Here is an 11824-nt window from a genome sequence, read left to right on the forward strand (position 1 = left end):
GATGTTCTCACTCCCCCACCGCTCCCCCAGGGACCTGCCCTTCACCCGCGACCACACCGCCTTGCTGCTGGTGGACATGCAACGCGCCTGGCTGGAGCCGCAATTCGATGCCCACCTGGACGCCCCCGAGGCCGACTATTTCATCCGTCGTGCCCGCGACCTGGTGATTCCCAACCAGCAGCGCCTGCTGGCGGGGTTACGAGCAGTCCGGCAGAACGTGTTGCACACCCACATCGAAAGCCTCACCGCCGATGGCCGCGACCGCTCGCTGGACCACAAATTGTCGGACATGCACCTGCCCAAGGGCAGCCCACAGGCGCAGATCATCGCCGAGCTGGCACCGCTGGAGAATGAAATCGTCTTGCCCAAGACGTCCTCTGGCGTGTTCAACTCCACCAACATCGACTATGTATTGCGCAACCTGGAGACCCGGCACCTGATCGTCGCCGGCATCGTCACGGACCAATGCGTCGACATGGCCGTGCGCGACGCCGCCGACCGCGGCTACCTGGTCACCCTGGTGGAAGACGCCTGCGCCACCTACACCGAACAACGCCACCTGGCCTGCCTGAACGCAATCCAGGGCTATTGCTGGATCACCGATACCGACACCGTACTCGGACGCTTGCAGGAGATGCTGCCGTGAGCCGACTCGAAGGCGCTACGCCGCTGGCACCGCTGCCCGTAACCACGCTGGTCAGTACCGATCTGATCGGGGTGACCCGCGGCCGTTCGTTTCCCAGCGATGAACTGCCTCATTACGTCACCGCCGGTTGCGGCTGGGTGCCGGCCAACAGTGCCCTGACCCCCCAGGACATCATTGCCTCGGTCAATCCCTGGGGCGCTTATGGCGATCTGCGGCTGATCCCGGACCTGTCCAGCCGCGTAACCATCACCAATGGCCCCGATGCTCAGGCCCCCGTCCTGGATTTCATCCATTGCGACGTGCGGGAAACCGACGGGCGCCCATGGAGCACGTGCCCACGCACGCTGTTGCAGGACGAAGTGGAGCGCTACCGCGCCGAGCTGGGCTTGCAGGTCTTTGCCGCCTTCGAGCATGAATTCAGCCTTCAGGCTCCCCAGCTTCAACCCGATCGTCTGGCCTTCAGCCTGCAAGCCCAGCGCCAGCAGGCGGGGTTCGCCGGATGGTTGCTCAGTGCATTGCGGGCCGGTGGTGTCGAACCGGAGATGTTCCTGCCCGAATACGGCAAGCACCAATACGAAATCACCTGCCGCCCCGCCCTGGGCGTCGCTGCCGCCGACCGTGCAGTGAACGTGCGGGAAATCACTCGCGAAATTGCCCGGCAAATGGACCTGGCGGTGAGCTTCGCCCCCAAGACCTCGGAGAATGCCGTGTGCAACGGCGTACACCTGCACCTGAGCCTGCAAGACTTGAGCGGCGACCCGGTGCTCCACGACGCCACGAGCGCCAACGGTCTCTCCAGCGTCGGTCGGCATTGGGCGGCCGGTGTGCTGCACTATCTGCCGGCCCTGTGCGCGCTGACCGCGCCGACACCGGTGTCCTATGAACGTCTGCAACCCCATCACTGGAGTGCGTCCTACGCTTGCCTGGGACAGCGCAACCGCGAGGCGGCATTGCGTATCTGCCCGACCGTGAGCCTGGGCGCGAAACCGGTGGCGAACCAGTACAACCTGGAGTTCCGCGCGATGGACGCCACCGCCTCGCCGCATCTGGCCATGGCTGCATTGTTGATGGCCGGGCGCCTGGGCATCGAACAGCGCCTCGCGCTCAACGCTGTCACCGACGAAATACCCGACGATTTGACTAAGGCACAACGGGAGGCTCGTGGCATTATCGCCCTGCCGACCACCCTCACTCAGGCGCTGGACTGCTTGCGTCATAGCGGGGCACTGCTGGAAGCCTTGCCCGGCCCGCTGGTCGACACCTACTTCGCCTTGAAGGCCGAGGAGCTGGCCTTGACCCAGGCGCTATCACCTGCCGAGCGTTGTGAGCACTATGCGCGAATCTATTGAGTGTGCCGAGTCGGGTCTCTATACCGAGCCCGCCTACCGGTTGATCCGGGAGAACGCCGGGCATCCTCTGATACTGGTGTGCGAACATGCCAGCCGTTTCATCCCCGCCGCCCTGAATGACCTGGGCCTGGATGAAACGGCATCCCATGACCACATTGCCTGGGACATCGGCGCTCTGGACCTGGCCGAGCGCCTGGCCGAAACGCTCGGCGCAACCTTGATGGCGGCCAACTACTCACGGTTGCTGATCGACCTGAACCGCCCGCTCCATGTGCCGGACAGCATCCCGGCCCAGAGCGAGATTTATCAGATACCGGGTAATCAGTCCCTGGACGAGGCCACTCGCGCTTATCGGCAACAGTACCTGTTCCACCCGTTCCATGACCGCCTGCGGTCGCTGATCGACCAGCGCCTGGCCGACCAGCGGCCGGTGCGGGTGGTGGGCATCCACAGTTTCACGCCGGTGTTCTATGGCCAGCCTCGCGCCCTGGAGGCCGGTGTGCTGTTCGCCGAAGCGGTGGATTACGCCCAGCGTATCGTCGACGGGCTGAGCCGGCACTCGCTGCGTGTGGCGGGCAACCAGCCCTACCGGATCAACCCTTTGAGCGACATGACAGTCCCGGTGCACGGCGATGGCCGCGGCCTGGATTCGGTGTTGATCGAAGTGCGCAACGATCTGTTGCGCACCCCCGAAGCGGTACGAACCTGGTGCGACTACCTGGCGCCGTTGCTGTAGAAAGCCCGCGACAAGGCACAACGAAATCAATGATCGGCTGAAAAGGAGAACGGCTTGTGAGCATCGAGGTATTTGGCTACAAACAGGAATTGAAGCGCAGCCTGTCGCTGGCGGACCTGGTGATCTACGGGATGATTTTCATGATTCCCATCGCACCGTTCGGCGTGTACGGCTACGTGAATGCCGAGGCGCCTGGCATGGTGCCACTGGCGTACATCATCGGCATGGTGGCGATGCTGTTCACTGCGCTGAGCTATGGCAGCATGGCCCGGGCATTTCCGGTAGCCGGTTCCGTCTATTCCTACGCACAACGGGGCCTCAACCCACACGTAGGCTTCATCGCCGGTTGGCTGATGCTGCTGGACTACCTGCTGATCCCGCCGCTGCTCTATGTCTACGCCGCCATGGCGCTGAATCATCTATACCCGGAGATTCCCAAGGTCGGCTTCATCCTGGCCTTCCTGGTGAGCGCAACTTTCGTCAACCTGCGGGGCATCTCCTTCACTGCGCGCATGAATATCATCTTCCTGCTGGCGCAACTGGCGGTGCTGGGCATATTCCTGTTTTACGCCTGGAACGCCCTGCACGGCGGTGCCGGCAACGGCCAACTGACCCTGGCGCCGCTGTACAGCCCGGATCACTTCAACTTCGCCCTGCTGATGCAAGCCGTGTCGATCGCCGTGCTGTCATTCCTGGGGTTCGATGCCATTTCCACCCTGGCCGAAGAGATCAAGGGTGATCCGGGGCGCAGCGTCGGCAAGGCATCGATGCTGACCCTGCTGGTGATGGGCGCGATCTTCGTGGCGCAAACCTGGATCGCCACCGACCTGGCGGCCGGCATGGGTTTCAAATCCGCCGATACCGCTTTCTATGAAATCGCCGAACTGGCGGCCGGCAGTTGGCTGGCGACCCTGACCGCGGTTGCCACCGCCTTGTCCTGGGGCGTGGCCGTGGCGATCACCTCACAAGCGGCGGTGTCGCGCCTGCTGTTCGGCATGGCCCGGGACGGCAAGTTGCCCAAGGTGCTGGCCAAGGTCCATTCGAAACACAACACCCCGTATGTGAGCATTTATCTGGTCGCCGTACTGTCATTGCTGATCTGCTATCTGTTCATCAATGCCGTGGACACCCTGACCTCCCTGGTCAACTTTGGTGCACTGAGCGGCTTCATGCTGTTGCATATCACGGTGATCAATCATTACTGGCGCCGCCAGCGGTCCGGGCAAGTGATCCGTCACCTGGTCTGCCCTTTGATCGGCTTCGGCATCGTCGCAGCCATTCTGTACAACATGGGCGTGGACGCGCAAAAGCTCGGCCTGATCTGGGTCGCGGCGGGCATCGTCTATCTATGCGTGCTCAATAAATTCGCTGCCGGCACGGCCCTGCCCGACCCAGCGGGTCAATGAGGTCAAACGGTGGCTGCCGGCTGCCCGGCGCCGCCTTGATACAACACAACGGTTATAACGCGTGGACATCGACAGTGATCGTCACGCCCGGTGCGGCCACCGGGCTCTGGAACAGGAGTGCAATCCATGCTGGCCTTACGTCCAGTTCAATTGAGCGATTTGCCGCAACTGCAGCAGCTGGCCCGCGACAGCCTGGTGGGTGTCACTTCGCTTCCAGACGACACCGAGCGCCTGCGGGAGAAAATCCTCGACTCATGCGCCTCTTTCGAGGCCGATGTGCAAAGCCCGGGCGGGGAGAACTACCTGTTCGTCCTACAAGACCTGGCCTCCGGCCGCCTGGTGGGCTGTTCGGAGATTCTCGCCCGAACCGGTTGCAACGAACCGTTTTATAGCCTGCGTAACCGTCCGTTTTCCAGCTCATCCCGGGAACTGAACATCCAGCATGGTGTACCCGCGTTATCGGTGTGCCAGGACCTCAATGGCCAGACACTGCTGCGTGGTTTTCACATCGATGCCGAGCGGGTACGCACCCCGGAATCGGAACTGCTGTCCCGAGCCCGGCTGATGTTCATCGCCGCACACCCGCAACGCTTTGCCGAATCGGTCATCACTGAAATCGTCGGCTACAGCAGCGATGACGGCCAATCACCGTTCTGGGATGCCATCGGCCAGCATTTCTTCGCCCTGCCCTACGCCGAAGCCGAACGCCTATGCGGCCTGCAAAGTCGCACCTTTCTCGCCGAGTTGATGCCCCAGTACCCGATCTACGTGCCGATGTTGTCGCCCGAGGCCCAGGCGTGCATCGGCCGGGTGCATCCCGATGGACAGGAAGCCTTCGACATTCTGGAACGCGAGGGCTTCGAAACCAACAGCTACGTGGATTTATTCGATGGCGGACCAACGTTGCACGCCCGTGTCCCGTGCATCCGATCCATCGCCCAGAGTCGTGTGGCCCAGGCTTGCAAAGGCTCGCAGATCGACGCACGGGGCCGTTATCTGGTCAGTAACGACGACCTTGGAGGTTATCGGGCCATCGTGGCCGAGCTGGACGTCAATGCCGAGGGCCCCGTGGCCCTGACACCTGACATGCTCACGGCGCTGGAAATCACCGAAGGCGAGCGGATCCGGATGGTCAGATTATGAACGTCGCGGGAAGTCGGGCCCTGCCAACACCTCAAGGCCGACAGAATCAAGGAGCTGCATCATGATTGTCCGCCCGGTCGCCATCACCGACCTGCCCGCGCTGTTGGAACTCGCGCGTTGTGCAGGCCCTGGCGTCACCAGCCTGCCGGCCAACGAAGAGCGCCTGGCCCACCGTGTGCGCTGGGCCCAGCGCACTTTTGCCGGGCAAGTCGAACGCGCCGACGCCGACTATCTGTTCGTGCTCGAGGACGATGACCGACAGGTGGTCGGTATCAGTGCCCTGACCGGTGCGGTCGGGCTGCGGGAGCCGTGGTACAACTACCGGGTCGGGGTCACCGTCAGCTCTGCGCCGGAGCTGGGAATACAGCGTCAGATCCCGACCTTGTTCCTCAATAACGAGATGACCGGGCAATCGGAAGTCTGCTCGCTGTTCCTGCATCCGGCCCAGCGTCACGGCCATAACGGGCGCCTGCTGTCCCTGGCGCGGCTGTTGTTCGTCGCGGAGTTCTCCCAACTGTTCGGCGAAAAACTGATTGCCGAACTGCGGGGCCACGCCGACGAGCAGGGTTGCTCACCGTTCTGGGACAGCCTGGGCCGGCACTTTTTCCAAAAGGACTTCAGCTACGCCGATCAGTTGTCCGGGATGGGCAACAAATCCTTCATTGCCGAACTGATGCCGCGCCAACCGCTGTACACCTGCCTGCTCACCGAACAGGCCCAGGCTGTGATCGGCCGCGCCCACCCGAACACCGAGCCGGCCCTGAAGATCCTGGGTGCCGAAGGCTTCAGCCATAAGGGCTATATCGACATTTTCGACGGCGGCCCGGTGATCGAAGCATCGGTCTCGAAAATCCGCAGCGTACGCGACAGCCAATCGCTGGCCCTGGCCATCGGCACGCCGGATGAACAGGCGCCGGTGTGGCTGATCCACAACCGTCGCCTGGCGCACTGCCGGGTTACCAGCGCACGGGCCCATCTGCACGGTCATAGCCTGCTCGTCGATCGACTCACCGCCAAGCGACTGCAAATGCAACCCGGTGACACAGTACGAGCGGTGCCGCTGCTCAGTCAGGCCCGGCAGGCCGTAGCGGCGTAGCCTGAACATAAATACCTTATCCAAAGCAGTGGCCTGACCACGCTTTCCCTGCTTACCATCACCCCCTCACCAGACTCTTTTCGATCCCCTCAGCAACATGAGGGGACATGTTCTATACATCGAAAAAATGCCGAGCTGCATGATTGCTCGATAAGCACTTAGTTCATCGGCAATACTTATCGACAATTCCATAATTGCCACTCCCACAGTCAAAATCCATACTTCCCAACACCAACTCACTGCAACGAAAAGACGCTCATGATCAAGAATCTGATTTCCAATCCATTGCCACTGGAAGACATTATGAAAAGAATAAAAACATTAAACATGGCAACGGAAATCAATGAACTGATTACCACGCTGTGTGACAACGAGACACTTGCCACAGCACAATCCCGACGCGCAACCATTATGCGCATGGTCAACCCTCACACAAAAACCCTGACGTTGCATTGCACAGGGATCGGTAATATCACCCTCACGACCATTACCCATAACAGGCCCTCCCCACACCTGTTTTCGGTACCGGGGAAAAGTATTCTATTCGCACTTGACCACCCCTTCGAAGTCCAGCGATATGCACGTCACGATAATGAACTTGAAAAAACCGATGTCGTTACTGTCAGGCCGAACAAGCCACTGGTCATCGAGGGCAGTCGAACAGTCTTCGACTATGGCCAAGTACACCAGGCTTCAGCCCGACTGGCAGGCAGAATCAACCTGCTGAACAAAAGTTCGGACATCGGCGTGTTTGATCGCACTTCGCTGAAAAAAGTCGCCTGGCTCCCTCACGATGAAAGTGCCGCCCGGTACCTCGTGAGTCTGGAGCTGCTCGAAACGATTCGGGATCCCAAGGGGACCGCCGTGGCCGAGGAGCTGATCTACCACTATCACCCCGCCGTGGCATGGAAGGCCTTCCAGTTGCTTTATCAGGCTGCGCCACGGCATGCATTGAGCTACCTCCCACTGTTGAAACGACACCAAAACCCGCGACTGGACCAACTGTTGCTTCCATTGGAGATGGCAGCATGAAGCTGGAAACATTTGTTGCGCGGCTGGGCACTTATGATCTGCAGCGTGACAACACTCACATCATCGAAGACCTCCGGCAACTGGCAACCAATCGTTCCTTATTGAGCGACCATCTCCATGCCACGATCCAGCAGGACGGTTTTGCTACGCATAACAGTCTTTACAACGTTTATGCTTTTGTTTTGTACAGCAATGATCTATTCACCCTTCGCATGGGCTTCTGGTCGCCGGTTGATACTTACGACGAAAGCGAGACATTCATTTACGACCTGAATCATAGCCATGACTTTGAAATGTATGCCGTTGGCTATAGCGGCGACGGGTACACCACTGTCATACGCGAAATACTGGACGACCTGCCTCTGCAATCAGGCAGGACACCCCGACTAGGCAAAGAGCGAACAGTCAAACTCGCACCTGGCGAAGTTTTATACATGCCGGCGCTGAGAGAGATCCACAGACAAGTTGCCCCTGAGTCAATGTCCGCGTCATTGAGTTTGCTCATTCATCCCGAGACGTCAAAAAAGATCGACGAAGCCTGGTGTTTCGACGAGCACTACATGCCGCTTTACCCCGGCATTGCCGCGCAAGAAACAGCGTTATTTACACAGACGCTGTCATTGCTCAATCCCGGGCAGCCTTACGCTGCCCAATAAACTAAAAGGAAGAAACATGAACAATCTGATGAACAACTGGGACGAAGCCCCTTTGCTGCGAGCGGGAACCAATGTGGTCCATACCGCAACCCAATTGAGCAGCGAAATCTACTGCACCATTCCTGGCTTCCCGACACGTTTCAACGTCGGAAATATTCATGAGATCAAGAAAATCTGGAGCGTTCCGGCCCAAGGCTGAATAGCCCGGTAATGAAGGGTGCATGACCCAGGCCGCCGACCTCAGGTCCGCGGCCTTTTGATGCGCTGCCAACATAGCCCATGCACATTCGTCATCATCTGGGTGGTAGCCACGTGATAGCCTTTGGTACTTTCGGCGTTGACACTTTTGCTCAAGCCCTTCCATTCCATTGGTGGAACTTATATGTCCAGGCTTTCCCATCAAGATTTACGCCGTAACTTCCGCCAACTGCTGGCTTCCCAGACCTGCTACCACACCGCGTCGGTGTTCGATCCGATGTCGGCGCGCATTGCCGCCGACCTGGGGTTTGAAGTGGGTATCCTGGGCGGCTCGGTTGCATCGTTGCAAGTGTTGGGCGCGCCGGACTTTGCGCTGATCACCCTGAGCGAATTCGCCGAACAGGCCACCCGTATCGGTCGTGTCGCCCAATTGCCGGTAATCGCCGACGCCGACCATGGCTATGGCAACGCCCTGAACGTGATGCGCACGATCATCGAACTCGAACGCGCCGGCGTCGCGGCGCTGACAATTGAAGACACGCTGCTGCCGGCACAATTCGGGCGCAAATCCACCGACCTGATCAGCGTCGCTGAAGGCGTCGGCAAGATTCGTGCAGCGCTGGAAGCCCGGGTCGATCCGGAAATGGCAATCATCGCCCGCACCAATGCCGCAATCCTGCCGGTCCAGGAAATCATCAGCCGCACCCAACAGTATGAGCGGGCCGGGGCTGACGGGATCTGCATGGTGGGCGTGCAGGACTTCGAGCATCTGGAGAAAATCAGCGAGAACCTGAACGTACCGTTGATGCTCGTCACCTACGGCAACCCGCTCCTTCGTGACGACAAGCGCCTCGCCGAACTGGGTGTGCGGGTCACCATCGACGGTCACGGTGCCTATTTCGCGGCCATCAAGGCCACCTACGACAGCCTTCGCGAACAACGGCAGATCTTCACTCAGGCTTCGGACCTCAGCGCCACCGAACTGACCCACACGTACACCCAACCCGAGGAATACATCCGCTGGGCCGAGGAGTACATGAGCGTCAAGGAGTGACCTTTATCCTGTGGTGAGATTCAAGGACGTATCGCGAGCAGGCTCGCTCCCACAGGTTTCTATGGCAGACGCAAAGATTGATGACCGCCGCTGTATCCTGTGGGAGCGAGCCTGCTCGCGATGGCGTCACCGGGGTGAAATGATATTTCAGCGCCCGCTGCGCAGCATTTCCTTGGGCACGTACTTGCCGATCTCGAACTTGCCGATGGCGGCGCGGTGGACTTCGTCCGGGCCGTCGGCCAGGCGCAGGGTGCGTTGCATCGCGTACATGTAGGCCAACGGGAAATCGTTGGAAACCCCGGCACCGCCGTGAATCTGGATCGCACGGTCGATGACTTTCAAGGCCACGTTGGGCGCCACGACCTTGATCTGGGCGATTTCGCTCTTGGCCACTTTGTTGCCAACGGTGTCCATCATGTAGGCCGCTTTTAAGGTCAGCAGCCGCGCCATGTCGATTTCCATCCGCGAATCGGCGATCTTGTCGACGTTACCGCCCAGCCGCGCCAACGGTTTGCCGAAAGCGGTGCGACTCACCGCACGTTTGCACATCAGTTCCAATGCTCGCTCGGCCATGCCGATAGAACGCATGCAGTGGTGAATCCGGCCTGGGCCAAGGCGCCCCTGGGCAATTTCAAAACCACGTCCTTCACCCAGCAGCACGTTTTCGTACGGCACCCGCACGTTGTCGAACAGCACTTCAGCGTGGCCGTGAGGCGCATCGTCGTAGCCGAACACCGGCAGCGGTCGTACGATTTTTACCCCAGGGGTGTCCACCGGAACCAGAATCATCGAATGCTGGGCATGGCGCGGCGCATCAGGGTTGCTCAGCCCCATGAAGATCAGGATCTTGCAACGCGGGTCGCAGGCGCCGGAGGTCCACCACTTCTTGCCATTGATCACCCACTGGTCGCCGTCGCGCTCGGCACGGGCGGCCATGTTGGTAGCGTCCGAAGAGGCGACGTCCGGTTCGGTCATGGCGAAGGCCGAACGGATCTCGCCACGCAGCAACGGCTCCAGCCAGCGTTGCTTCTGTTCTTCATTGGCGTAACGCACCAGCACCTCCATGTTGCCGGTGTCCGGTGCCGAGCAGTTGAACGGCTCCGGGCCCAGCAAGGAGCGCCCCATGATCTCCGCCAGTGGCGCGTATTCCAGGTTAGTCAGGCCGGCGCCCAGCTCGGACTCAGGCAGGAACAGGTTCCAGAGCCCCTCGGCTTTTGCCTTGGCCTTGAGCTCCTCCATGATGGCCGTGGGCTGCCAGCGGTCGCCTTCAGCCACTTGCCGTTCGAATACCGCTTCGGCCGGGTAGACGTAGGCGTCCATGAACGCCGTGACGCGTTCACGCAGCTCCTGAACCTTGGGGGAATACGCGAAATCCATGAGAGCACCTTCTTGGCAGAGGTTGTTTTAGGTCATGAAATCGATCCTAGTTCAGCTACGAAAATTTACCTAACCTATTCTCGGCGTGTATTAACATTCATCACCGATATATGTTTCACTGATTCGCATCGCCACCTGGCACCTCACAACAGTCCAAGAACAAGAGTGCAGCGCATGAATCTGAGCAAGGTCGACCTCAACCTTTTTATTGTCTTCGATGCGATCTACACCGAAGCCAACCTGACCCGCGCCGGGCAGATCGTCGGCATCACCCAGCCAGCGGTATCCAATGCCCTGGCGCGCCTGCGCGAGACGTTCAACGATCCGCTATTCGTACGCACCGCCCAAGGCATGGTCCCCACGCCCATGGCCCAGAACATCATCGGCCCGGTGCGCAATGCCTTGTCGCTGCTGCGGGTATCGGTACAGGAAAGCCGGATCTTCAACCCGCTCCAGGCGGTCAAGACCTACCGCATCAGCATGACCGACCTCACCGAAGGCGTGATTCTGCCGCCGCTGTTCCAGCGCCTGCGCCGACTGGCGCCCACCGTGGCCATCGAGAGCTTTCTGTCCAAGCGTCGCGAAACCACCAAGGAACTTGCCGCTGGCCGCCTCGATTTTGCCGTGGACGCGCCGCTCAATACCGACCCGCAAGTGCGTCACGTCAAGCTGATGGAAGATCGCTATGTGTGCGCCATGCGCAAGGGGCACCCGCTGGCGGGCAAGGAAAAGCTCAGCCTCGATGACTACCTGGCCCAGACCCACGTTCATATTTCCAGCCGGCGCAACGGGTTGGGCTATGTCGACCTCGCCCTCGGCAAGATGGGCATCCAGCGCAAGATTGCCCTGCGCTCCCAACATTACCTGATGGCCTCCCAGGTGTTACAACAGACTGACATGGTCATGACCGTGCCTGAACGCTTTACGCGTCGTCACGATTTGCATGCCTTCCTGCTGCCGGTCAACGATGTGCCGCCAGTGGAAACCCATCTTTACTGGCATGAAAGCACCGACCAGGACCCGGCCAACCGCTGGATGCGCGAGCAGATGATCGAGCTGTGCCAGCAGGTGACAGCGCATGAGAGGAAACTGGAGACGGTCTAGGCGACTAAAAACGGGGAAACGATCCAA

The 11824-nt window shown here is 60.1% G+C and carries 12 protein-coding genes; 11 read left to right on the forward strand and 1 reads right to left on the reverse strand.

Features of this window, described 5'->3' with window-relative positions:
* Nucleotide 1: 1 nt before the first annotated feature.
* The 10 genes from LCU97_RS24395 (at nt 2) to LCU97_RS24440 (ending at nt 9316) form a co-directional block, all read left to right on the forward strand.
* Nucleotides 2-646: an isochorismatase family cysteine hydrolase gene (locus LCU97_RS24395; RefSeq protein WP_053154560.1), complete on the forward strand. Its 645-nt coding sequence runs from the start codon at nt 2-4 to the stop codon at nt 644-646.
* Complete coding sequence (locus tag LCU97_RS24400; RefSeq protein WP_232777998.1) at nt 643-1995, forward strand: type I glutamate--ammonia ligase; 1353 nt, start codon at nt 643-645, stop codon at nt 1993-1995. Before LCU97_RS24395 ends, LCU97_RS24400 begins: the two co-directional genes overlap by 4 nt.
* Nucleotides 1979-2731 (forward strand): N-formylglutamate amidohydrolase, encoded by a 753-nt coding sequence (locus tag LCU97_RS24405; protein ID WP_053154568.1) that lies wholly within the window; start codon nt 1979-1981, stop codon nt 2729-2731. The genes LCU97_RS24400 and LCU97_RS24405 overlap by 17 nt, the downstream gene beginning before the upstream one ends.
* Before the next feature lie 56 nt (nt 2732-2787).
* Nucleotides 2788-4137 (forward strand): APC family permease, encoded by a 1350-nt coding sequence (locus tag LCU97_RS24410; protein WP_053154570.1) that lies wholly within the window; start codon nt 2788-2790, stop codon nt 4135-4137.
* 126 nt (nt 4138-4263) lie between these two features.
* On the forward strand, nt 4264-5280 hold the full coding sequence (locus LCU97_RS24415; RefSeq protein WP_232777999.1) for an arginine N-succinyltransferase: 1017 nt from the start codon (nt 4264-4266) through the stop codon (nt 5278-5280).
* Nucleotides 5281-5341: 61 nt separating this feature from the next.
* Complete coding sequence (astA, locus tag LCU97_RS24420) at nt 5342-6376, forward strand: arginine N-succinyltransferase (RefSeq protein ID WP_053154575.1); 1035 nt, start codon at nt 5342-5344, stop codon at nt 6374-6376.
* 258 nt (nt 6377-6634) lie between these two features.
* Nucleotides 6635-7408: a hypothetical protein gene (locus LCU97_RS24425; RefSeq protein WP_232778000.1), complete on the forward strand. Its 774-nt coding sequence runs from the start codon at nt 6635-6637 to the stop codon at nt 7406-7408.
* The gene (locus LCU97_RS24430; protein WP_053154581.1) at nt 7405-8064 is read left to right on the forward strand and encodes a hypothetical protein; all 660 of its coding nucleotides are present in this window, start codon (nt 7405-7407) and stop codon (nt 8062-8064) included. The genes LCU97_RS24425 and LCU97_RS24430 overlap by 4 nt, the downstream gene beginning before the upstream one ends.
* A gap of 16 nt (nt 8065-8080) precedes the next feature.
* The gene (locus tag LCU97_RS24435) at nt 8081-8263 is read left to right on the forward strand and encodes a hypothetical protein (RefSeq protein ID WP_053154584.1); all 183 of its coding nucleotides are present in this window, start codon (nt 8081-8083) and stop codon (nt 8261-8263) included.
* A 183-nt stretch (nt 8264-8446) separates the two neighbouring features.
* On the forward strand, nt 8447-9316 hold the full coding sequence (locus LCU97_RS24440) for an isocitrate lyase/PEP mutase family protein (RefSeq protein WP_053154586.1): 870 nt from the start codon (nt 8447-8449) through the stop codon (nt 9314-9316).
* 147 nt (nt 9317-9463) lie between these two features.
* Here LCU97_RS24440 and LCU97_RS24445 read toward each other — a convergent pair whose 3' ends face one another.
* On the reverse strand, nt 9464-10693 hold the full coding sequence (locus tag LCU97_RS24445) for an acyl-CoA dehydrogenase (protein WP_053154589.1): 1230 nt from the start codon (nt 10691-10693) through the stop codon (nt 9464-9466).
* 174 nt (nt 10694-10867) lie between these two features.
* On the opposite strand from LCU97_RS24445, the gene LCU97_RS24450 reads away from it, so the two are divergent.
* On the forward strand, nt 10868-11797 hold the full coding sequence (locus LCU97_RS24450) for a LysR family transcriptional regulator (protein ID WP_053154592.1): 930 nt from the start codon (nt 10868-10870) through the stop codon (nt 11795-11797).
* Nucleotides 11798-11824 lie beyond the last annotated feature (27 nt).

It is taken from the genome of Pseudomonas uvaldensis, assembly GCF_021271205.1.
Classification (GTDB): domain Bacteria; phylum Pseudomonadota; class Gammaproteobacteria; order Pseudomonadales; family Pseudomonadaceae; genus Aquipseudomonas; species Aquipseudomonas uvaldensis.